This window comes from Ruminiclostridium herbifermentans (genome assembly GCF_005473905.2).
Classification (GTDB): Bacteria; Bacillota; Clostridia; order Acetivibrionales; family DSM-1351; genus Ruminiclostridium; species Ruminiclostridium herbifermentans.
In genome coordinates this window covers 793183-820157 of sequence record NZ_CP061336.1, presented here as the reverse complement: position 1 = coordinate 820157, position 26975 = coordinate 793183, and the positions used below count along the sequence as shown (strand labels likewise).

Below are 26975 nucleotides of genomic sequence, written 5' to 3'. Positions count from 1 at the left end.
TGCTTTAAACAGATATCTGTTATACCATTACTTTATAATTAAAAAAATATTGCATCAGTAATAATCGACAAATTTTTTGTTATTTCTTATATTTATATTGTTCAAAATGTCGAAAAATGATATACTTATATTAATAATTTATAATAACTAATAATGAGGTGACTTTGCTTGACTATTTATGAATTAGAATGCTTTGTCGCATTAGCTCGTTACTTGAATTTTACCAAAGCAGCTGAGTATATGCATTTAACTCAGCCTGCGTTCAGTCGTCACATAATCTTTATGGAAAAAGAACTTAATGTAAATTTACTTTTTAGAAATAAACGCTCTGTATACTTAACTGCAGCAGGTGAGGCTTTTCTCGCTGAGGCAAAGAATATTTTGGAACATTATCATGAAGGGCTTTCCAAAGCATTACAAGCAGAAAAAGGAAATGTTGGCAGAATCAAAATCGGAATGTTAAGCGAGCAATTTAATGATTTGCTATCAAAATCCATTAAGATGTTTACTGAGAGTTATCCCAGCATTGAGGTTGAGATTAATGAATATACTAGTTCATCAATGATTTCAGCATTAAAAAAATATGATATAGATATTGGATTTACTATATCACCTGGAATTTCAGCTATTGATGACATAGTATGGAAGAGCAATATGAAATTTGAACAGGCTGTTGCACTTCCATGGAATCATCCTTTATCTGAAAGGGATTCCGTTGATATCAAAGAACTTGAGGACGAGATGTTTATTTTTCTTGATCCTGAAAATTTTGCTATCGTCAATGATGTTGCCTTGCAAATGTGTTTAGAGAACCATTTCAATCCACGCGTCGCAAAAAGGGCTACTTCCATCAGTGGATTGCTAACATTGGTTGAATGCGGTAAAGGAGTCAGTATTATCCCATATCATTTTAAAAACCAATTCAGCCATAAGGTGCATATCATTAAGTTATCAGGACAATGCAGTTCAGTGGAAAGGATATTTGCTTGGAGAAAAAATAATTCAAACCCATGTCTTCCACTTTTCATTAGTAAGCTAGTTACCGACAACTAAACGTACAACAATATGACATTGCGCTAATTTATATAGTTCTACGCCTCTTTCATTCTTGAAAGGGGCTTTTTCTATTTATAGTTGCGTATGTATATTATTTAAAATTGATTTTGTTAAGAAATTAACGACAGTTGAATGATATCCGTAATAACAGATATACAGTTTTAGCATTTCACAATGAGCATACATATCCTTTATACTTTTTTTAAGTAGTATTCTATCTAAGAATCCCTTTTGGCGATTCAAATTTAATGAAATCGATTTGAAAGGAGAATAAGTTTATGATACCTGTAACTGATGATGTTCTACAATTCGCTATGAATACCAGCTATGAAGATTTACCCGAAGAAATTATTCATGAAGCAAAGCGTAGTCTGCTTGACTCCATCGGTGCGGTTTTTACCGGTGCAGCTACAGAAAAAGGTAAAATGGCAATGAATCTTACAAGAAGGCTAGGAGGTACTCCAGAATCCTCTGTAATCGGTTCTACAATGAAGGTTTCATGTACCAATGCTGCCATGGTTAACAGTGAATTGATGTATTCACTAGATTTTGATGCAGTACCGCATGTCACACCTTTTGTAATTCCTTCAGTACTTGCAGTGGCTGAAAGTATTCACGCATCAGGAAAGGATGTAATTCTTGCCACCGTAATTGGACAGGAATTGGCAAGGCGAATTAATGATTCCATGAATGTTCTATTAGCTAAGGTAGCAGGAGATGCTAAAACACCAGATATATTCGGCAATAGCAATGAACATATGTTGGGTGCAAGCCTTGCAGTAGGTAGACTCCTAAATTTGGATAACGAGCAAATGGGAAATTGTCTTGGAATTGCTGGGTATCTATGCTCACTGCCTACAGGCAGAGATTGGGAAGATACCATGCCTAAATCAATAATTAAATATTCACCAGCAGGATGGAATTGTCAAGGAGCAGTGACTGCAGCATTATTAGCAGAACAAGGATACACAGGAAGCAGAAATGTACTTGATAGTCAATATGGTTTCCATGTATTTTACGGTGCTAGTGTATGGGATCCAAGCAAGATAGTAGATGATTTGGGTAAGACATGGAAATTCACTGATTGCCAGTACAAACTATATCCATGCTGTCGTTTTATACAAAGTTCAATCGATTGCCTGCTGGATCTGATGGAGGAACATAATTTCAAACCATCAGAAATAGAAAGTATTACTGCCTATAGTCTTCCTTTCTTAGCACATCCAGATCAGCATCAAGTTACAACTCAAATAGACACACAGTATAGTTTCCCTTATGCAGCAGCTGCAATTGTTCACGGAATAAAGCCTGGTGTAGACTGGCAGGATATGAATGTAATCAATGACCCAAAAATCCAAGCCTTTATGAAAAAGATAAATATACTTGGTGACCCAAGAGCAGGTGCAGAAAAAGCTAAAGATCCTAGAAGTTGGTATGCAAGAGTTGAGGTTGTAGCTAGAGACACAACATATACTCAAGAAACCTTATATTCTAAAGGAACTAATATGGATGGATATCGTCTCACCGATCAAACATTGATTGATAAATTTAAGCATAATGCAACTAGAATTTTGACTCAGAACAAAATTGAAAAAGCTATTAAAAACATTTGGGAACTTGAAAAGATGGATGATATTTCAGAGCTAATGAAATTAATTACTATCTAGTATTAACAGTTGTTATCATTTGCCACTCTATTATAGTAATGCATAATTAATGAAAGAGGTGAATCGAATGAATGATGCAAAAACATTAAAAAATGCTCCTGAAAAACCAATAAACAAATTGTCCAAAGGTCAGTGGATTGGAGCAATTATAGGAATTGTAGCTGCAATCATCGTATATCTGATTCCATTGAACATTGAGCCTGTTGCACAAGCAACACTGGCACTTACTGTATGGTTACTAATCTGGCTAATCGTCAGACCAATTGATTCAGGTTATACAGGTCTTATATTTATTTTAGGATTAATTCTTTTGAAATATCCTACTCCATCAATCTTTAGCTGGTTTACAATCAGCCCTGGTTGGTTTCAGATTTCAGCATTTGTAATAGCAGCCACAATGGTAAAAAGTGGATTAGCAAAAAGGCTTGCATACACCATAATGTATAGGCTTGGCGCAAATACAATACCTAAGTTTATGGCTGTAAGTGTTGTGGTGGTTTTTGTAATGATACTTTTAGTTCCATCACCTACAGCATTAATCGCAATAACTATTCCTCTTATGATTTTCGTTGCAGAAGCTTGGAATTTGCCAGCAAGAAGCGAATCTAAAAAGGGAGTTCCTCCACTGGCATTGGTGTCATTCTTCCTTCTCATACTTTGTGGTATGGCTGGAGCTTGGGTTAAGACAGGATTCAGTTTGAACTTGCTTACTCTTACAATGGCAAAGGTAGATATCGAATGGATGGAATGGTTTAAGCTTGCGGCACCTATAATTTGGATATTTGGCTTCGTAGCTGTTGTATTCTTAGTGCTATTCTTTAAACCTGACAAAAACATAATTGCTCCAAAAGAAGTGTTAAAAGCAAAAGTAGATGAACTAGGAGCCATGACTTCCACAGAAAAAAAGGTTCTTGGTATCATGATAGTAGTACTCATTCTTTGGATTACAGAATCAAAGCATGGTATTGCTACAGGCTGGGTAGCATTAGGAGCAGTATGTGTCTTCGCAATCCCTAAGCTTGGAGTATTTAAAAACTTCGATGAAGTTGTAGCATCTATCAATTGGCCTGTAATGTTCTTTATCACTGCATTCTCAGCTATGGCAACTGCTTTAAATTCAAGCGGAGCCAGCGCAGTAATTGCTGATATTATAAATGTATTTAAACCAGCTTCTGAAGTTGGGTATTATATTATAAGTTCTCTAGTTGGTACCTTTGGTACTGCCTTCCTCGGTGTAAATATGGTACAAGGTGTAATCATTCCATTTATTGTAGGTTGGTCTCAGGAACTAGGAATAGCAGCATCTAAGGGACTTCTGGCAGTTTGGCTTCCTACCGTACTTGGTGGTAATCTATTACCTTCACTTCTCCCTTCAGCTCTATTTGCTTGGACCTTTAAATATAAGGGGGAGAAATTGTTTACTTTTGGTGACGGTTTTAAAATTGCACTAGTTGCTTACTTTGCATTCTATGTGGTATCAGCAGTATTACATGTATCATATTGGAACCTGTTTTAGTTAAACAATTTTCAAAAATACGAATTACTGCCTAAATAAATCCTCATTACGTGAAAATGCAAAAAGTAGAAGGTGGAAAATTAAATTTTCCACCTTCTACTTTTTAATATTCATATAGTTTTTCAAAATTTGCTTACACATAACCATTTCAAAATCTTTTAATTCAGCACTTTAACCTTTATTCCAACACCTTCAAATTTGCCACTGACGCCAAAAGCCTTTTCATTCCAGCTCCTTCAAACTGTATTTCTAATATTTGGTCACCATTATCTGGTGTAACTTTTGAAATAGTTCCTCTTCCAAATTTTTTATGCTCAACTTTAATGCCAGTACTAAATCCTGATTTTGCTGTCACTGTTTTTGATGCTACATTATTTGCAGGTGCTCCACTAGAAGTTTTTCCACCCCAAATGTCTATTGGAGGTTTACCAACACCATTTGCTGAACTTCCAGCCGAGGCTGAATTCCCACCAAATCCACGAGTTACCAAGTTTGAATTCAGCAAATCCTTTAGGGACCCACCAGACACACCTTTATTTTTGTTAAAAGACTCCGCTTTGCCAGCATCTTGAGTACCAGCTTTTTGTGTAGTGCTATAAGTTCCTGAATAGCTGGAGGTTCCATAGCTAGAATTTCCGTTTTTGCTCCAAGTTGTAGTATTACCCCAGGAGGTAGTTTCCCTTTCAAAGGAATTTCTTGATGGCTTGAACGGATATTCAATTAAATTCTCTGGTATCTCTGATAAAAACCGAGAAGGTCTGTTATAGCTTGAGTTACCAAATAGCGTTCTAAAACGTGCATTTGATAAATATAGTTTTTCCCTGGCACGTGTTATTCCTACATAACAAAGTCTGCGTTCTTCCTCTAATTGCTCCGGTCCCTCTGTTATTGCTCTGTAGCCTGGGAAAACTCCCTCTTCCATTCCAGGTATAAAGACAACAGGAAACTCAAGTCCTTTTGCACTATGCATTGTCATCAAAACCACATAATCCTGTTCTTCCTCAAGGTTATCTAAGTCGGAAACCAATGATATATTGGCCAAAAATTCTTCTAAGCTGTTTAATTCATTTTGCTTTTCAAATTCTAAAGCAACTGATTTTAACTCTTTTATATTTTCTATTCTTGACTGTGCTTCAACTGTATTTTCAACTTCATATTCTTTTAAGATACCTGTATCATTTATTACCATATCGAGCAGTTCAGTAATGCTTATTGTTTCCTTTATTGTCCTAAGTCTTAGTATCATCTTTGCAAAAGCATCAAGTTTTTGTGCTGCTCTGCCTAAAGCAGAATATTCTCTTGCATCAGATATTATAGTAAATATAGATACTCCATTTTCAATGGCTATATTTTCCGCATGTTCAACAGTAGTGTCTCCAATACCTCTTTTAGGAACGTTTATAATTCTCTTTAAGCTGACATTATCAGCAGGATTTTGTATTAATCTCAGATATGCAATTATATCTTTGATTTCCTTTCTATCATAGAACTTCAGTCCTCCTACTATTTTATACGGCAAGCCCTCACGCATGAACATTTCTTCTAGTACGCGGGATTGTGCATTTATCCTGTATAAAACAGCAAAGTCCTTGAATTTTCTGTTTTCCTCATTTATTAATCTTTGAATCTCTCTAGCAGTGTACATTGCCTCTTCATGCTCGTTGTCATTTTCACATACAACAATCTTGTTTCCGCCTTTATTTTCTGTCCATAAGCGTTTGCACTTTCTACCTGTATTATTACTTATAACAAAGTTTGCAGCGTCCAGTATGTTTTGAGTAGAGCGATAATTCTGCTCCAATTTTATTGTCTTACAGTTTCTGAAATCCTTCTCAAAGTCAAGTATATTACGGATATTCGCACCTCTCCAACCGTAAATTGACTGGTCATCATCACCTACTACACAAAGATTCTGATGAACTTCAGACAGCATGCGCACTAGTGTGTATTGAGCCGTATTTGTATCTTGATACTCATCTACAAGAATGTATCTGAACTTTTTCTGATAATATTCCAAAACCTCCCGGCATTGTTTAAAGAGTTTTATTGTATTCATTATAATATCATCAAAATCAAGAGCATTATTGTTTTTGAGTTTTTTCTCATATAGTTTATATACCTTGGCAATTTTGCCCATCCTAAAGTCCGAGGCATAAAGCTTCTCAAAGTGTTCTGCATCTATTAACTCGTCCTTTTGCTTTCCAATAGTTTCAAGCACTGATTTAGGAGGAAAATTCTTATCACTCAAATTTAACTCTTTCAGACATTCCTTAATTACAACCTGCTGATCTGTTGTATCATAAATAACAAAACTCCTGTCATAACCGAGTTTTTCTATATCTCTTCTTAATATTCTTATACAAATAGAGTGGAAGGTACCTACCCACATGTCATTACTCAAATCACCAATGAGTGAGTCTATTCTTTCTCTCATTTCCCTTGCTGCCTTGTTTGTAAATGTTATAGCCAATATGCTTGATGGATAAACTCCCTGTTCCTTTATTAAGTATGCAATTCTATGTGTAAGAACTCTAGTTTTCCCTGAGCCGGCACCTGCTAATATTAAAAGCGGCCCTTCATTATGAAGTACTGCTTCCTTTTGTTCTTTATTTAACCCATTTAGTAATTCCATTTATTCCTCCAAAAAACATATAAAATTGAAATATATAAACTTATCAATATTTTTAAATCTGTAGTATAAATACACCACAATCCTTTTCGTACTACTTATGCAGCTTACTTGGTACAATCATTGGTTTGCCATAATAAGCTACACATTAACATAGCAGTACTAACCAGTATTTAGCCAAAAAACACCTTCAAAAAGTTATTATATCATAGGTACTTAGTATATTACTATTGTTAAAGTCTTCTGAGAAAAGATACTCAAGCTTGGTTACTATTCAGCCATTATTATATTAACTCTCCTCTACTGCAAGCTGCTTTATTCACTCTTTTTTGCTTACCTAAACTTAACTATATTCAACAATTTCCTGTATTTTAAAGCGGTGAGTGTTAATTTACCATCTCACCGCTGCTATATTAAGTAATTATTTTATATGTAACTGATTTCAGATATTATCTAACCTTTATACTGTCCTTTGCATACTTAGCTATTGGATCAAGGAAAAACTCAATAATCCTTCGTTTTCCTGTCTTTATCTCTACACTAACTGACATACCTGAACTAATGTTATTTACCTTTCCATCTACATTAATAGTATTTTTTTCAAGCTTAACTTTCATTTTATAAACTGACCCAAGCTTTTCATCATCTACTGAATCAGGGCTTATATACTCAACCTTCCCCTTTATGGTTCCATATTTCTGAAATGAGAAAGTGTCAAACTTAACTTCTGTCTCTTGATTTACTTCTACAAATCCCACATCCTTGTTTAAAAGGGTAGCTTCAACTATTAGAGGGGTACCATCAGGAACTATTGTTAATATAGGTTCTGCTGGAGTCACAACTCCTCCTATTGTATTTGAAGCTAAACCGTGAATAGTTCCATCAACTGGAGACGTCAGAGTTTGATATTGTTTACTTTTTCTAGCTTTTTCTAATTCACCTTCAAGAGCAGTAATTTTTTTATCGTTTTCTACAATTAAATCCATTGATGAAACGCCTCTCTGTGTCTCAATCTTATTTAATCCATTCTTAGCCTCATCTAACCTGCTTTTCGCTTGTTCTGCTGTAATTTTCTGTATTCCAAGTTCTTTTTCCATTATTTTAATTTGATCATTTACATTTTTCCAATTTAACTCAAGTGTAGTCTTTTCTTGGCTGACAGCTGCTTTTTGAGTTTCATAATCTTTTTTTGCCAATTCTAATTCATTTAGTTTGTCTGTCCATTCTTTTTTTGCAATTGCATCTGCTTCATAAAGTTCTTTATATGTCTTCTCTTCTTTTTCTAAAATCTCTATATTTTTCTCTATCTTTTTTAAATCAGCTGCCTCAACCCCACCTGTTTCAATAAGTGCTTTTAGGTTTTGTTCTTTTTCTCTTAATAATTGTAAGTTCTCTTCTATTTTTTTGACATTAGATTGCTCAATATTATATTGATCTTCATACTGTAATACCAGTAATGAAAGGGATCTTTGTTCAGTTGTATATTGTGTATCCTTTAACTGAGTCAATCTAAGCAGGTTATCCTTTACCTCATCAGGAAGCAGTGCTTCATCTACAAGTTTTCCTATATCTTCTCCTAGCAAAGCCTTTTTTAGTAAATCTCTTTCGAGTTTTGCAGTCTCTAATGATTTTTCTAAACTTTGAACCTCTACATTTTTCATTGTAGAATCTAGTTCTATCAGTACATCGCCTTCTTTAACCCTTTGTCCTTCGGTTACATGAATTGCTGTTATTACACCTTCTTCTAATGTTTGAACAACTTTTAGTCTTCCATCAGGTATGACTTTTCCTGTCGCAACAGCTACCTCATCAACCTTCCCTAAACATGCCCAAATAATTGCAATAGCGAGTATTGAAAATATCAGCCAAATAATAATTTTCCCAAGAGGAGATGGAGGTGTTTCAGATATTTCTAATGCTGCTGGAAGAAATTCATACTCCAAATTATCTCTCTTCTTTAAAATTTTCAACATACATCACCTCTCTCTTGCTGACTGTGTAAATAATAGTATAACCCTTTTCTCTGTAAAAGTTTTTCTTGTTCTCCATATTCAATAAGCTGACCTTTGTCAATTGCCATAATCTTATCTGCATCTTTTAAAGTTGAGAGTCTATGCGCAATTATAATAACTGTTCTACCTTTACAAATAGTTTTTAGATTTTTTTGAATTATACTTTCTGATTCATAGTCTAAAGCGGATGTAGCTTCATCAAATATTAGAATTCTAGGATTATTCAACAATGCTCTTGCTATTGCTATTCGTTGTTTCTGTCCCCCAGAAAGACCAGTTCCTTTCTCTCCTACCATTGTGTCATATGCTTCGGGTAGTTCAAGTATAAAATCGTGCGCTCCTGCAATTTTTGCAACTCGTATTATATCTGCCATACTTGCAGTAGGATTGTGTATGCTAATATTTTCTCTGATAGTCATGTTAAACATGAAATTCTCTTGCAAAACAACTCCTATCTGCCTTCTTAGCCATGCAGTATCAGTAAGTGCTATATCTACTCCATCAATCAATATTTTACCTGCCTCAGGGATATATAGCCTTTGAATTAGTTTTGATATAGTACTTTTACCAGAGCCACTTCTTCCTACAATTCCTACAACTGTACCGGGCTTTATATCAAAGGACATATCTCTTATAACTTCTGAACTATCAACTCTATACCTAAAGCGTACCTTTTCGAATGTTATGCGTCCATTGATTGCTGGTAACCTTGATTTAGAGGCATCAATAGATTGTTCAGGTACGGTATTAAATATATCGCCTAATCTTTTTATTGATAGTCCTGCCTGCTGAAAATCTTGCCATAGCTGTACAAAACGAAGCACTGGTCCGCTTACTCTACCAGATAACATTCTGAAAGCTATTAGCTGACCAACAGTAATGGTTCCCTGCATTACAAGATGTGCGCCATACCATAAAACTGCAATATCAGTACTTTTCTGAATCAATTGACCAATAGCACCTGCATTAGCTGAAAGTAAAGAAGTCTTAAAACTTGCCTTTGTATAGTTTGCTAGTAGCCCTTCCCATCTGTTTTGCATTACAGGCTCAAGTGCAAATGATTTTATCGTTTGTACACCTGAAACACTTTCCACTAAAAACGACTGCTGCTCTGCACCTGTATTGAATTTTTCATCTAATCTTTTTTTGAACAGAGGTGTTATAAATGCTGATAATGCAACAAAAACAGGAAGTGATGCCAATACAATAAAGGTAAGATTAGTACTATAAAATAACATAACACTAATATATACAATTAAGAATAGAATATCTAAAACCGATGTCAGAGGTGCTCCTGTAAGAAAATGTCTAATATTTTCCTGTTCTCTTACTCTTGCTATTGTATCTCCAACTCTTCTTGTTTCAAAATATCTGAGAGGTAGCCTGAACAAATGTCTAACTAGCCTAACACCTAGAATTATATCTATCCTGCTTGTAGTATGCGTAAATATATAGCTTTTAGCTATACCCATCACTGTCTCAAACACAGCTATTATAATCAATCCAATAGCAAGAACATTTAGTGTGGTAATACCATTATGTACAAATACTTTATCTATTACGACCTGCGTTATTATAGGTGAGAAAAGTCCAAAAATCTGTAATGTAAATACTGCTACAAGAACTTCTATTAAAGGTTTTTTGAATTTTAATATTGTTGGTATAAACCACTTAATGCCAAATTTACGATTTAGCTCTTTAATGCTCCTATTTACAAATAGTAATATTTTTCTGTTCCAAATTTTATTAAATTCTTCCACATGCATAGCCCTCGGAGAATTTTCTCCAGCAAATAGTGTTAGTACTTTATCTCCTTCTATTTTAGCTACAATAAAAAACTCACCTTGATTATTCTCTGCTATTGCAGGCAGAGGTAACTTCTGAAGTTTTTTCAAATTCACTATCGCTGCTTTAGCTTTTAGTCCTAACTCTTTAGCTGCTCGAAGTATATCAAGTTCCTGCATTCCATCAGCTCCTATTGCTAATGAATGCTTAATTTGCTCAGGGTCTGCATTTACTCTATTAAACCTTGCTATAGTAATAAAGCAATATAATCCAGAATCAACACGTTTCTCTTTTTCTTCATAACCTTCATTTTCTTCTATTTTATTACCTTTTGAATTTTGACCCATACCATCATAATTAAAAGCCTGTTTATTTTTTATTCCTTGCTCAAAATTACCTGAATCCACTGCATGTTTATCTCTGTCTTTTGGTTCTGCAACATTTTGACTCAATAATGGTTCAGCATTGTTGCTTTGCCCTGTATCATTTGAATTTGGTAATTGCTCACCGTTCTTGTTTTTCAGAGCCTTATTTTTGTCCGATGAATATTCTTCTGTTTTTATATCTTCAACTTTATCCAGCATCAATTTCAACCTTTCTTCTTTATCCCATATTAAAAACAATTGTATGCCAAAACCAGTAACACCCCTGATTAAGGCATACATAAAATTAAGCATCCTATTTTTTGTATGGGTGGACCTAAATCCACCCACAACAAAATTTATATTTTCTTAAAAGCTTATTTTAACGGATTTACCCATAACTGAGCTACAAATGACTGTTCATCAAATTGTCTTTCTTCAGATATCTTACTTAAAGACATTCCACTATCATTACCAAAGCCAGCCATAGCCTGAATTAGCTGTTCCACATCGTTATTTACAATAGCTATTTCTTCTACTTTTGGTGTATATGTGCCTGCTATTACATTTACAACATCATCATAATTAAGGGTTTCTCCATTCTCAAACTTAATTTGTTCTAAGGCATAACTGCCTCCTTCAAAGTATCCCTGAACGGTTACAGTATCTATTGTTCCATTGATTGCTATTAATAAATCTGCATTGTTTTGTATCATAGTTACATCAGAATAATTAAGCTCTCTTAATAGCAAAGTATCTGTATCAGTTTCTAAACTTGAAGAGTTATAAATTATATCAGTTCCATCACCTCTGCCAAATACATACGTATCGTCACCAGCTTCTCCATACAATTTGTCAGATCCAGCTTCTCCATAAATAATGTCGTTGCCATTTCCTCCATATATATAGTCGTCATCATCTCCACCATATAAGGTATCATTTCCAGCACCGCCAATAATTTTATCGTTACCAGCTAATCCATATATAGTATTGTCTTTTTCGTTACCGTCTATTGTATCTTTGTCATCCGTTCCATAAATGGCAAGATCATTAAAGTTTGAACTATCTAAAACTGTACCATCTGCAAATTGTATAGATTCTATAAAGTTACTTTCAACATAGTAATTTTCAATAGTTAATGTGTCATTACTATTTGTAACAGTAAATTCTAGACTATTAAGAACTCTTCTATACTCTAAATTCTCAATACTAATGCCTTCACCAAATTTAACAACATCTATGCTTCCCTGCTCTAAATCAGTATCATAGTCATTGATTGTATCATGTCCATAGCCCAAACCAAATATATATGTATCACTGCCTATAGAGCCACTTAATCTGTCGTTTCCAGTGCCGCCGTCAAAAATATCGTCACCTGATATATCAGATAAAATATCATCACCAGGGCCACCTACTAAATAATCGTTACCATCACCACCCTCTAAATAATCTGAGCCTTCACCGCCATATAATATGTCATCGCCTTCTCCACTATCCAAATAGTCATCGCCTTCTTCACCATATAGGATATCATTACCAGCGTCTCCGTATAGACTATCATTATCACTTCCGCCATAAACAATATCGTTACCGGCACCAGCATTGACGGTATCATCTCCTCCAAGAGATTTAATTATATTATCATTATCATCTCCATTTAGAGTTTCCTCATTATCAGTTCCATAAATAGGGATATCAGTAATCTCATTAAACATTATTATAGTTCCATCATCAAATTCGAACCTTTCTATCCTACTATTGATATCAACTGCTGCCTGGTTTATTGTAATAACATCATCGGAATCTTTAAATATAATTTCAATATTGTTTCCTCTTCTTATAAACTCAATATCATCTTTTGTAATTCCACCAATAAATTTGATGGTATCAACATTTCCAGCAGTACTATCACGGTCGGTAATATTATCTTTACCAAACCCTCTCTTAAATACATAGGTGTCATTTCCAGTTCCACCATTCAGAGTGTCATTTCCTTCATCTCCAGTAAGGATATCATTTCCGGTACCGCCAAATAGCTTATCGTCTCCCTCTCCACCATAGAGCATATCATCTCCAGCGTCTCCGTTCAATGTATCATTACCAGCATCACCGATTAAAATATCTGGACCTGCAGTTCCATTTAGGGTTTCAGATTTTTCAGTACCTACTTTTGTGGTTCTATTTTCTATTTGTGAAGCAATATCATTATCATTCCAAATAGTTCCGTCACTAAATTTGATAGCCTCAATCTTATAGTTATCATTTACATAGAAGTCTTTTACAAATATTCGGTCATTGCTGCCTAATATAATTATTTGTAGGTCATTATCAACTCGGTTAAATGTTACTGAAGTGCTCTCGATATCTTCACCAAACTCTATTGTGTCAATACCCTTGCCTTCGGAACTAAAATCGTTAATTGTATCTATTCCAAAGCCTTTTTCGAATTTATAAATATCATTGCCTGCACCACCGACCAATGTGTCATTGCCTGCACCACCTATTAATATATCATCTCCGCTTTCTCCATACAATACATCATTGCCTTCGCCACCATAGAGAGTATCATTGCCTCCAGCTCCATATAATGTGTCATTACCACCTAAACCGTAAACAATGTCATCACCATTCATAGCCAGCACAATGTCGTCACAATTTCCGCCCTGCAATACATCAGGTTCATCAGAACCCTCTAATGCTATATTAGCATACTTTTCGCTACTAATAATATCGCCATTTGCAAGTTCTATCTTCTCTATTTTATTGCTGTCGTCATTGTAATAGTTTGATACTTCAATGCTATCAGATGTACCTTTTACATTGATTCTTAGTGTATTTCCAATTCTCTTAAATTCTAAGCTGCTTTCACTGATACCTTCTCCAAATTTAATAGTATCCACATTCCCAGGTGTTGAATCTTCTTCGTAAATGATGTCTGCACCTGAACCTAATTTATAGATATAGGTATCATTACCTAAGCCACCATATATACTATCATTACCTAAGCCACCATCAATAATATCATCTCCACCTTCTCCGTAAATAATATCATCTCCAGCCAAAGCCATAATAGTTTCCGAAACATCTCCACCTATTATTGTTTCTGCTTCATCCGTTCCATAGAGAATCATAGAATCTGGTTCTTTGCTGTCTATAATAGTTCCATCATAAAGCATAAACCTTTCAATTCTACTACTATTATTTTTATAGTAGCCACTTATTATAAGCTTATCATCTTCACCATTTATGCTTATTTCAAGGTCATATCCTCTTCTTTCCATAATTATATCGTCTTTGCATATGCCTTCACCAAATTTTACAGTATCAATGTTTCCATCTGAGGTGTCATAATCACTGATAGTGTCTATTCCATAACCTCTGCCAAAGATATAGACATCATTTCCAATTCCACCTTCCAAATAATCATTGCCAGCACCACCGTCTAACAGATCGTCACCTTCGCCGCCATATAGATTATCTTCACCGTCACCACCATAGATGCTGTCATTGCCTCCAAGAGCCATATAAGTCTCATTGCTAGGACTACCATAGAACTCATCATCACCTTCGGTTCCATAGATAGTTAAATCATTGCTGATTTCTACAGTAGTGCCATCTGATAGCAAGATGTTCTCAATTTTATTACTGTCAGTGAAGTAATCTGTTATTGTCAACTTATCACTTGTATTTAGAATAGTGATAACTAAATCATTATTAACCCTAACATATTTTAAATTATCCTTTGTTATGCCTTTTCCTAATCTAAGTACATCTTTATTACCAGCAGTCAAGTCATAATCTGTTATAGTATCTTCGCCATAGCCAATTTCAAAGAAATATGTATCATCTCCTGTACCTCCAACTAGAAGGTCATTACCAGCACCTCCATTGAGACTATCATTGCCTGCATCACCATATAAGATATCATTTCCAATGCCGCCATTGAGAGTATCTGAGCCATCTCCTCCATAAAGTATGTCATCACCAGCATTACCGTTTATTGTATCATTGCCGCCAAGACCGTATATAATATCATTTACAGATGTACCATCAAGCACATTATTTGCATCTGTTCCATATATAGGCAAGTTTTTGATGAATTCAGAATCTATAATAGTACCATCGAATAATTCAATTCTAGTAATTTTACTATATCCCGCAAATTGGTCTTTTACTGTTAATATATCATCGGTGTCCTTAATGGTTATAACTAAATCATTAATTACTCTTCTAACAACCAAGTTATCTGTTGTTATACCTTCTAAGAATTTAATAATATTAACCTCTTGATCACTTGTAACAGTACCGTTTATTATATCATGTCCAAAGCCTGGTCCAAATACATAGGTATCATTACCTAAGTTACCATCTAAAGTATCATTACCAGTACCACCAATCAAGATATCGTCGCCATTACCACCTTGTAAGTTATCATTTCCTTCCTCACCGAATAATGTATCATTACCATTACCACCAAGAACTTTGTCATCTCCCGCACCTGCATATACTATGTCATCTCCGCCAAGTGCCTTGATATCATCATTGCCTTCTAGAGCCCTTATTACTTCGCCATTATCAGATGTAGTTATTACATCATCCTTACTGGTTCCATAGATGTCTAGTTTTTGTAGCATATCATTATCTAAAGACGTTCCGTCAGAAAGTATAATGTTTTCAATCATCTGGCTTCTGTCAGTGTAGTAATCAGCTATAGTCAACGTATCTCCAGTATCTTTAATCACTATTTCAAGATCATTCATTATTCTTCGAATTGCTATATCTTCTTTTAAAATTCCTCCTGTTAAAACAACTGTGTCTTCATTGCCTTCTGTCTCATCGGTATCTGATATTACATCATGTCCGTAACCACGTCCAAAGATATAAGTATCATTTCCTAATCCACCGTATAATATGTCGTCTCCTAGACCACCGTTTATTAAATCATTACCTTCATTCCCATAAATTGTGTCATTGCCTTCCTGTCCATAAATGGCGTCATTACCAGCTCCACCTTCAATTGTATCGTTCCCAGCGCCGCCTTCAATATAATCATTTCCATCATAAGCATATATTTTGTCATTTCCACCCATACCATATATATAATCTGATTTATCAGCAGCTTTGATTATATTATCATTCTCATCTCCAATAATAGGTAAATTGTCAAATTTACTACTACTTATGGTATGTCCATCACTAAACAATATTGTTTCAATTTTGTAACTATCATTGAGGTAATAATTCGATACAATTAATTTATCTGAGGTTCCATCTATGTATATTTCCAAATTATTATTGAAATCTCTTCTATATTTCAAATTATTCTCATCAATTCCCTCGCCAAGCTTAATTGTGTCAATGTTACCGATATTAGTATCATAATCTATAATTGTATCTACTCCAGAGCCAATTCCAAATATATAGGTATCATTGCCTAATCCACCATTTAAAATGTCATCGCCTGAACCGCCATCTATTATATCATTACCTTCCTGGCCTTCTATTGTATCGTTTCCAGCACCTCCAAAAATAATATCATCTCCGCTGCCGCCTTTTATATTGTCATCGCCTGAACCGCCATCTATTATATCATTACCTTCCTGGCCTTCTATTGTATCGTTTCCAGCATCACCATATATGGTATCATTGCCTTCTCCTCCATATATAGAATCATTGCCTTCACGACCGTAGATTAAATCATCGCCACCCATTGCCTTTATTTTGTCATCTCCAGCAAGGCCATCTATTACTTCATTCATATCATCTGATGTAATGATATCGCCATCATTTGTACCGTATATAACCAATTTATCCAATATATCGTTTCCTAAAATCTCTCCATTACCAAATTGTATTACTTCTATTTTGTTTTCTGGAGTAAATTGGTTTTTAATTGTTAGTTTGTCAGAAGTGTTATTAACTGTTATCTCCAAATCTCTATTTACTCTTCTCAGAGATACGTTCTCGAGATTTATGCCTTCCTCAAACTTTATTGTATCGATACTTCCAGTAGCATTACCCGTATCCTCTATTGTATCCTCTCCAAATCCCAATCTAAATATATACGTATCATTGCCAATTCCGCCGTCGATATAATCATTACCTTCTCCTCCGTCTAAGGTATCATTACCATCTCCGCCGTATAATTTATCATTTCCAGCACCGCCGAAGATAATATCATCTCCGCTATCTCCTCTTATAGTATCGTTTCCATCATCTCCCCAAACAGTATCATTTCCTGCACCAGCATTTATTACATCATTTCCTGCATCACCGTTAATAAAGTCATCTCCATCAAGAGCATTGATCGTATCGTCACCTGCTAGTGCTTTGATTACTTCACTTACATCATCACTAGTAATAGTCTCTGAAGCATCTGTTCCATATATAACAAGCTTACTTAATTTATCATTATCTTCAACCGTTCCGTCAGCAAATTCAATTCTTTCAATTTTGCCCTGCTGTAAATAATAATTTTTTATTGTTATCTTCTCATTTGTATCTTTTATTGTAATTATAAGATTTCTGTTTTCCCTGCGATATTCTACATCATCTTTACTTATACCATCTCCAAATTTCAATGTATCAATATTGCCGACGGTTAAATCATCTTCGATAATAGTATCATTGCCTGAGCCCAAAGTATATATATAGATATCATTACCATATCCACCATAAAGAGTATCATCACCTTCATTTCCTTCTATATAGTCATCGCCATTTCCACCATATATTGTATCATTTCCTTTTTCACCATATAGATAATCATTACCATTTCCACCCTCTATAGTGTCATTACCATCTCCACCATATACAATATCATCCCCTGAAAGCGCTTTTATTTTATCGTTACCACCAAGTCCATATATAGTTTCTTTATAATCACTAGCTGTAATATCATCATCTGTATCTGTACCGATAAGTGGTAGTTCTCTTAGTTCATCATTATCTAAGAAGCTTCCATCCTCAAACAATATTTTATCAACCTTATAGTTATCATTGATATAATAATTTTTAATTGTAATAGAATCAGTAGTGCCAATGATTGATATTTCCAAATCATTCATTGCTCTTCTTATTTTAAGCATATTTTCTGTAATGCCACTGCCTAGCTTGATAATATCAACTGAAGACACATTTTGATCAAAGTTATTAACAGTATCTTTGCCTGAGCCTATACCGAAAATATAGGTATCGCTTCCAGCACCACCTGTCAAGGTATCGTTTCCTGCACCCCCATCTAGTATATCATTGCCTGCATCACCTGATAGAATATCATCTCCAGCTCCACCCTGTAAAATATCATCTCCGTTTTCACCATATAAAGTATCGTTACCTGCGCCTCCCAAAAGAATATCGGCGCCATCTCCACCATATAAAGTATCATTTCCATCTTCACCGTCAAGATAGTCATTTCCAGCAAAACCATAAAGCTGATCAGTTCCCTTACCACCATATATGTAATCAACACCATTTGTTCCACGTAATGCTTCTGAACCATATGGAGGTCCCCAATATAAACTTTTATCAATTTCATCGGCTGCACGCCCATATACCATGTTAGCGGTAGCTATCACATATGTCTGCTCATTATAAGGTCTTAATTCTTCAATCATATTCTTTAATCCACTATATGCAACGGGATCCTTAGAATAACATTCCAACAAATCATTAAGTATGAATCCAAAGTCTGAATCATTTATTTTTTCAATACACTTTTCTTTTAATGCACTAAAGTCAAACTCCATCTGCATTGTTACTTCATTAAACTTGCAATCTACAGAAGTCACATATTCTCTTAAATAGCTTTGAGCAGTTAAGCATTTAAATACATAATCCTTTATTATTTCATAGCATACTCTGAGATGGTCTCCGGCCTCTTCTTGTGCAACTTGTGTTCCCCAGCTTCCAACAAATTTGCGTCCAACAAACTTTTCTACAACTGCCAAATCCCTAGCATCCATGTGACCTCTTGAAAAATCCCTTGCAATATTACTTGTACCTGTCCAAGCGTATATAATTTCATCTAATAGCTCCGATTTATTTGCCTGCTTATTTTCAGTAAATTCGATTACCAAGTTTCTAAGTCTCTCATTTGTAGCCATACTTTTTCTTAAGCCATATACATTACCAATGCTTTTTATTTCTGGCAGAGAGCGAAGTATTTGTGATAACTTATCATCTACTCCCGGTAACTCTTGAGTATCTATAGTATCAGATAAATCTACATTAAAGAAGAATTGAGACATATCGTATTTATTGCCGTCTTTATCTTCATAATATCCAATTATCTGCTTAATAACTCTAGGTGTACTATCATCAACAATAGTAGTGTTAAGCTTTAATGCTTCAATACCTAAATCTGATAATTTCTTTAACTCTCCTTCATCTGTAATACCATTAGAGTTCTCATCAATCCATACTCTTAATGAATCAAAAGCCTTATCATTACTATCTAGTATAAAATCTTTATTCCAATCCAAATCTGTTAATGCTTCATATCCGTTTCTTGAAGTAGCACCAGTTGTCATAAGCACTTGGTCACCAAAAACTTCAGAGCCGTTGTCAATTTTGCCATTACCGTCTAAATCTCTGCACAATATTCCGTCCTTATTATTTACCCATTGAATTTTCTCTGCAAAACCATTGTTATCTAAGTCGAAATTAACACCATTCTCTAATGTACTTATTTCTATACCATTTCCGTCCAAATCTAAAATAACAGGATCAGATATAACTCTAACTGCTAGAGCCTTTGCAAACTCATCTTCTAATTCTTTTCTAAATTGATTTACTCCTTCTACAACTGTTCCATCTCCAAATACAAGTTCTTCAATTTTATAGGCATCACTAGAATTAAAGTATTTAGATATTGTTAGTGTATCTTTAGAATTTTTTAATTTAATAATGAGATCCTCGTTAGACCTACTAAATTCTAAATCTTGTCTAGCTAATCCATTAATAAATCTTATTGTATCAATATTGTCTGGTGTTGGATCATAATCCTCAATGAAATCATTCCCATAACCCGGTCCAAATATATATGTATCATTACCTTTTCCACCATACATTTTATCATTGCCTTGGAGAGGATCAATATAATTGTCCGCATCTTGAAAAGGAGGTATTAGTGTTTCATCTCCAGGTGTTCCAATTATATATGATTTTTCACCAATATAATCAGTCTGTTCTGTATCTCCAGTGTATGCCATTTGCTGAACTATTCTTCCTGTATTCCAAACAGCTCCATTAGCAAATTCTATTCTTTCAATTTTATAACGATCATCTAAGAAATAGTTAATAACCTTCAGTTCATCTGAATCATTACCATTTATCTTGATTATTAAATCGTTACCAACTTGAGATAATTTAATGTTATCTTCTGTTATTCCTTCTCCTAGCTTAACAACATCAACATTACCTACAGTTGTATCAACATCTGATATTTTGTCTTTTCCATAGCCTACATCAAAAATATAGGTATCATTTCCTCTTCCACCATAAAGAGAATCATTTCCCTTTCCACCATCTAATATATCATCACCGCTAGTTCCAGTAAGTGTATCATTTCCATCATTCCCTGTTTTTACTGTAGCAGCTAAAGAAGCTTTTAATAATATTTGTTCACTACCAGTCAGTTCAGCAATGTCTTGTTGATTTAACACTGTACCATCTCCAAATCGAATTTCTTCTATTTTATAGCTATCATCACTAAAGTAGTCAATTACTGTTAATACATCATCAGTATTTGCAATAGATAATTGCAGATTGTCATTAACTCTTTCAATTTTTATGTTATCAATAGTAATTCCATCTCCTAACTCTATGATATCAAAACTATTTCCAGATGCATCTGACTCATAGATAAAATCCTTTCCATATCCTTTTTTAAATATGTAAGTATCATTTCCTTCAAGGCCAAACAAGTTGTCCCCACCAGCTCCTCCATCTAAAATATCGTCGCCATCATCTGCATAAATTGTATCCTGCCCATCAAAAGTTGAAATTATATCGTTTCCTGCATAACCGTAAACATCGTCGATATTATTTGAACCAATTATAATATCATTGTACACCGTACCATTTATAAAATCGCTGCCTGTAATATTAATGGATTGTCCTAAGATATCAGACTCATTCCATGTAACTCCATTTGAAAATTCAAATTTTTCAATTTTATTCGTAATACTTGCTTCAATTTCATCTTCAAAGAAATTCTTAATAGTTAACTTGTCATTTGAGCCTTTTATATTGACTTCCATATCATTGCCAGAACGAACAATAGTAATATTTTCTGGAAGTATTCCTTCACCAAACTTAATTGTATCTACATTTCCATCTGTATCATCAATATCTTCAATAGTCTTTGAACCAAAGCCTAAATTAAATATATACGTATCATTTCCTTTGCCGCCAATGTATTTATCGTTTCCTAATAGACCATTAAAAATATCACTTGAATCTGTACCTTGTAATACATCATTACCACTAGTACCAATTATATAAATTGTTTGAGCTTCGATTTTCTGCTTGTCCCATCCATCTTCGCCACTGAACTCAAACCTTTCAATTGAATTACTAGCATTTCTTTCATAATCATTTGAGAAGTAATTTTTAATTACTATTCTATCATCCGAATTATTTACAATTACCTCCAAATCATTAGCCTTACGTGAAAGAAGAATATCTTTTGAAGTAATTCCTTCTCCAAATTTTATTGTATCAATGTTTCCTTCTGTATCGTCATTATCTTCAATGGTCTTAGTGCCTGTGCCAAGGTTGAAAATGTAAGTGTCATTTCCTTTACCGCCACTTATATAATCATTACCTTTACCGCCATTAAATAAATCATCCTTATCCGTACCGTAAAGAGTATCGTCTCCATTTGTACCAAGCAAGTATATCTTTTGGCTTAAAATTTCCTCCTCATTCCATATATCTCCATTTGAAAATTCAATTACTTCTATTTTATTGTTTGGATTTACGTCATAATCTACTATAAAGTAATTTTCTATAATAACCTTATCTTCGGAATCCTTTATTACAATTTCTAGATTCTTATCCTTTTTCGAGAATATAATATCCTCAGGCAGAATTCCTTCTCCAAACTTAATTGTATCTATATTTCCTTCTGTATCATCTGTATCATTTATTGTCTTAGTGCCTGTACCAAGGTTGATGATATATGTATCATTTCCTTTACCGCCAATTAGCTTATCATTTCCTAGTTTTCCATCTAATATATCATCCTTGTTTGTACCTGTTAAAATATCATCCTCATCTGTACCTATTGTATATATAACTTTCTCTTCTATTTCGTCCTGTCCCAAAACAACTTCATCAGCAAATACAAATCTTTCTATTCTGTTAAGGGCATTTACATCAAGGTTTGCATCAAAATAATTTTTGATAATTACTTTATCATCTGAATCTTTAATGCTTATCTCCAAGTCTTTACCCTTATTAATAAATATTAAACTATCAGGTGATATTCCTTCTCCGAATTTTATTGTATCAATGTTTCCTTCTGTATCGTCATTATCTTCAATGGTCGTAGTTCCTGTGCCAAGATTGAAAATGTAAGTGTCATTTCCTCTTCCGCCACTTATATAATCATTACCTTTACGGCCATTAAACAAATCATCCTTATCTGTACCATAAAGAGTATCGTCTCCATTTGTACCAAGCAAGTATATCTTTTGGCTTAAAATTTCCTCTTCTTTCCAAATATCTCCATTTGAGAATTCAATTACTTCTATTTTATTGTTTGGATTTACATCATAATCTGCTATAAAGTAGTTTTCTATAATAACCTTATCTTCGGAATCCTTTATTACAATTTCTAGATTCTTATCCTTTTTCGAGAATATAATATCCTCAGGCAGAATTCCTTCTCCAAACTTAATTGTATCTATATTTCCTTCTGTATCATCTGTATCATTTATTGTCTTTGTACCTGTACCAAGGTTGATGATATATGTGTCATTTCCTTTTCCGCCAATTATATAATCATTGCCTCTACCACCATTAAATAAATCATCCTTATCTGTACCATAAAGAGTATCGTCTCCATTTGTACCAAGCAAGTATATCTTTTGGCTTAAAATATACTCCTCATTCCATATATCTCCATTTGAAAATTCAATTACTTCTATTTTATTGTTTGGATTTACATCATAATCTGCTATAAAGTAATTTTCTATAATAACCTTATCTTCTGAATTCTTTATTACAATTTCTAGGTTCTTATCTTTTTTCGAGAAAATAATATCCTCAGGCAGAATTCCTTCTCCAAACTTAATTGTATCTACATTGCCTTCTGTATCATCTGTATCGTTTATTGTCTTTGTACCTGTACCAAGATTGATGATATATGTATCATTTCCTTTTCCGCCAATTAGCTTATCATTTCCTAGTTTTCCGTCTAATATATCATCCTTGTTTGTACCTATTAAAGTATCATCCTCATCTGTACCTATTGTATATATAACTTTCTCTTCTATTTCGTCCTGTCCTAAAACAGTATCATTAGCAAATATAAATCTTTCTATTCTGTTAAGGTCATTTACATCAAGATTTGTATCAAAATAGTTTTTGATAATTACTTTATCATCTGAATCTTTAATGCTTATCTCTAAGTCCTTACCCTTATTAATAAATATTAAACTATCAGGTGATATTCCTTCTCCAAATTTTATTGTATCAATATTTCCTTCTGTATCGTCATTATCTTCAATGGTTTTAGTACCTGTGCCAAGATTGAAAATATAAGTGTCATTTCCTTTACCGCCACTTATATAATCATTGCCTCTACCACCATTAAATAAATCATCCTTATCTGTACCATAAAGAGTATCGTCTCCATTTGTACCAAGCAAGTATATTTTTTGACTTAAAATATACTCTTCATTCCATATATTTCCATTTGAAAATTCGATTACTTCTATTTTATTGTTTGGATTTACATCATAATCTGCTATAAAGTAATTTTCTATAATAACCTTATCTTCGGAATTCTTTATTACAATTTCTAGGTTCTTATCTTTTTTCGAGAAAATAATATCCTCAGGAAAAATTCCTTCTCCAAACTTAATTGTATCTACATTGCCTTCTGTATCATCTGTATCGTTTATTGTCTTTGTGCCTGTACCAAGGTTAATGATATATGTGTCATTTCCTTTGCCGCCAATTAGCTTATCATTTCCTAGTTTTCCGTCTAATATATCATTCTTGTTTGTACCTATTAAAATATCATCCTCATCTGTACCTATTGTATATATAACTTTCTCTTGTATTTCATTCTGTCCCCAAATAACATCATCCGCAAATACAAATCTTTCTATTCTGGTAAGGTCATTTACATCAAGATTTGCATCAAAATAATTTTTGATAATTACTTTATCATCTGAATCTTTAATGCTTATCTCCAAGTCTTTACCCTTATGAATAAATATTAAACTATCGGGTGATATTCCTTCTCCAAATTCGATTGTATCTATATACCCCTCTGTACCATCATTATCTTCGATAATCTTCGTTCCTGTACCAGGGTTAAAAATATATGTATCATTTCCTTTGCCACCACTGAAATAGTCAGTACCTTTACCGCCATCAAAAATATCGTCTCTATCAGTGCCATAGAAAATATCATCATCATCAGTTCCCTTGAATATGCCAATGATGTTTCCATCACCTTCGCTAACAATTATTTTAATTTTTTCATAATCCAATAAAGTTGAATCATCTTCAAATGCAAACTTCTCAATTCTGAAAGCCTCATCTAAAAAATAATTCATAATTGTTAGCTTATCATCAGTATCTTTGATTTGAATTACTAAATCGTCAAAGCTTTGTTGTACAATTAAGTCTTCTGGCAATAAACCCTTTGCAAATATTATTGTATCGATAGAACCACCAATGCTATCGAAATCAATAACATAATCCTCACCATTTCCTCTTTTAAATATATATGTATCGTTTCCTTCTCCACCTTCTAGGAAGTCTATTCCTGCTCCGCCATCTAAAGTATCATTGCCATCTCCGCCTATTAATTGGTCATCTCCACTCAATCCAATTAAAATGTCATTTCCTTCATGTCCATATATAAAATCATCTTCTGAGGTACCATATGTTACAACAGGTTGTTCTTTTATTCTATCTAAGTCCCATATAGTTCCATCTTCAAATTTTATAACTTCAATTTGATTACTGATATCATTAAAATAGTCTAAAATAACAATTTTATCTGGGCTATCTTTTATTGTTATTTCAAGATTATTTTCATTTCTAACAAACACAATATTTTGAGGATTAATTCCTTTTCCAAACTGAATAGTTTCAATATTGTTTTCACTATCATCAAAGTTATCTATAGTAAGGGTACCGTAACCACTATTAAATATATATATATCATTTCCGGCTCCTCCTACTATATAGTCGTTGCCGCCTTTGCCGTCAAATACATCATTGCCATCATAGCCCTTCATATTATCAGCACCAGCAGAACCTGTAAATATATCTGTTCCCTTAGTTCCCTCAAGAACTCCACTACCAAATATATAAACTGGGCGAGCATCAATATCTTCTTTATTCCATATAGTTCCATCATTAAATTTAATCTGTTCTATTTTATAGTTATCAGATAAATAGTAATCCTTGATAATTAACTTATCGTCACTTCCATTTATAGTAATCTCTAAATTATTATTAACTTTATTAAAAACAATATTATCTGAGAATATATTTTCACCAAATTGAATTGTATCTATATCAGACAAATTTTCATCATAATCCTCGATAGTATCTGTTCCCGAACCCAGATTAAATATATATGTATCACTTCCAGAACCACCACTTAAGTAATCATTTCCTCCTGCTCCATTAAGTGTGTCATTTCCTTCATAACCAAATAGCCTATCGTCTCCATTTTCACCAGTAATAATATCTACGCCTGCAGTTCCATATAACTCACCACTACCATTTATATAAACTGGCTGTGCATCAATAAGTGACTTGTCCCAAATAACACCATTATCAGAAAAAATAATTTGCTCAATTTTATAAAAATCGTTTTTATAATAATTTTTAACAATTACTTTATCTGTTGTCCCTGGAATTGTTATCTCTAAGTCAAACCCAACTTTATTGAAAACAATATTATCTGGACTTATTCCTTTTCCAAACTTTATTGTATCTATATTACCAATGGTCTCATCATAATCTTCGATTGTCATAACGCCATATCCAAGATTAAATATATAAACATCATTGCCAGTGCCTCCGTTTATATAGTCTCCGCCACCTTTACCATCGATAATGTCATTTCCGCCATTTGAATTAATTATATCTTTGCCCTTTGAACCATAAATTATTTCATCTATGTCAGTTCCATTAATTGTACCTTCACCAGATATATACATTGGTTGTGAGTCAATAGTTTCCTTATTCCAAATAGTTCCATCTGCGAATCGTATCTGCTCGATTGCACACCAACTATTGCTATAATAGTTCAATATCGTTATAGAATCTTCGGTACCATCAATAATTATTTTTAAATTATTACCTACTCTTGTAAACAGTAAATCAGAGCCAACAATATTTTCACCAAAAACAATGGTGTCAATGTTCCCATCTGTCTTATCTACGTCACTAATCGTATCCTGCCCATCTCCTCGATTAAATATGTACGTATCATTACCTAACCCTCCCGATAAATAATCATTCCCTCCTAGCCCCTCAAAGATATCATCACCGGTAGTACCATAAAGCGAGTTATTCTTGTCTGTACCTTTAAAATAGCCCATAATTTTTACCTCCGCATTTAATAAGATAAATATTTGCTTGCAATTTTATCACAAACTTTCAAATAATTATGTTAAATTGTGTGTGGTTTTTAACTGTTTATTTCGGAGATTTTATGATTATTTTAAGAAAAATTATAAATTATGT

7 protein-coding genes are annotated in these 26975 nt (G+C 33.7%); 3 read left to right on the top strand and 4 right to left on the bottom strand.

Features of this window, described 5'->3' with window-relative positions; translation table 11 throughout:
* Positions 1 to 168 precede the first annotated feature (168 nt).
* The 3 genes from EHE19_RS03615 (at position 169) to EHE19_RS03605 (ending at position 4239) form a co-directional block, all read left to right on the top strand.
* Positions 169 to 1053: a LysR family transcriptional regulator gene (locus EHE19_RS03615; protein WP_137697620.1), complete on the top strand. Its 885-nt coding sequence runs from the start codon at positions 169 to 171 to the stop codon at positions 1051 to 1053.
* Between the two features lie 281 nt (positions 1054 to 1334).
* Positions 1335 to 2723, top strand: a complete 1389-nt coding sequence (locus EHE19_RS03610) for an MmgE/PrpD family protein (RefSeq protein WP_137697619.1) — start codon at positions 1335 to 1337, stop codon at positions 2721 to 2723.
* A 67-nt stretch (positions 2724 to 2790) separates the two neighbouring features.
* Positions 2791 to 4239, top strand: a complete 1449-nt coding sequence (locus EHE19_RS03605) for an SLC13 family permease (RefSeq protein ID WP_171003570.1) — start codon at positions 2791 to 2793, stop codon at positions 4237 to 4239.
* Positions 4240 to 4417: 178 nt separating this feature from the next.
* On the opposite strand, the gene pcrA is transcribed toward EHE19_RS03605, so the two are convergent.
* The 4 genes from pcrA to EHE19_RS19910 all read right to left on the bottom strand — a co-directional run bounded on the left by pcrA (position 4418) and on the right by EHE19_RS19910 (position 26830).
* Positions 4418 to 6871: a DNA helicase PcrA gene (gene pcrA, locus EHE19_RS03600; RefSeq protein ID WP_137697617.1), complete on the bottom strand. Its 2454-nt coding sequence runs from the start codon at positions 6869 to 6871 to the stop codon at positions 4418 to 4420.
* A 446-nt stretch (positions 6872 to 7317) separates the two neighbouring features.
* Positions 7318 to 8841: an HlyD family type I secretion periplasmic adaptor subunit gene (locus EHE19_RS03595; RefSeq protein WP_137697616.1), complete on the bottom strand. Its 1524-nt coding sequence runs from the start codon at positions 8839 to 8841 to the stop codon at positions 7318 to 7320.
* Positions 8835 to 11330 (bottom strand): type I secretion system permease/ATPase, encoded by a 2496-nt coding sequence (locus EHE19_RS03590; RefSeq protein WP_244648325.1) that lies wholly within the window; start codon positions 11328 to 11330, stop codon positions 8835 to 8837. Before EHE19_RS03590 ends, EHE19_RS03595 begins: the two co-directional genes overlap by 7 nt.
* Before the next feature lie 74 nt (positions 11331 to 11404).
* Positions 11405 to 26830: a calcium-binding protein gene (locus EHE19_RS19910; protein WP_280513962.1), complete on the bottom strand. Its 15426-nt coding sequence runs from the start codon at positions 26828 to 26830 to the stop codon at positions 11405 to 11407.
* Between the last annotated feature and the right edge of the window lie 145 nt (positions 26831 to 26975).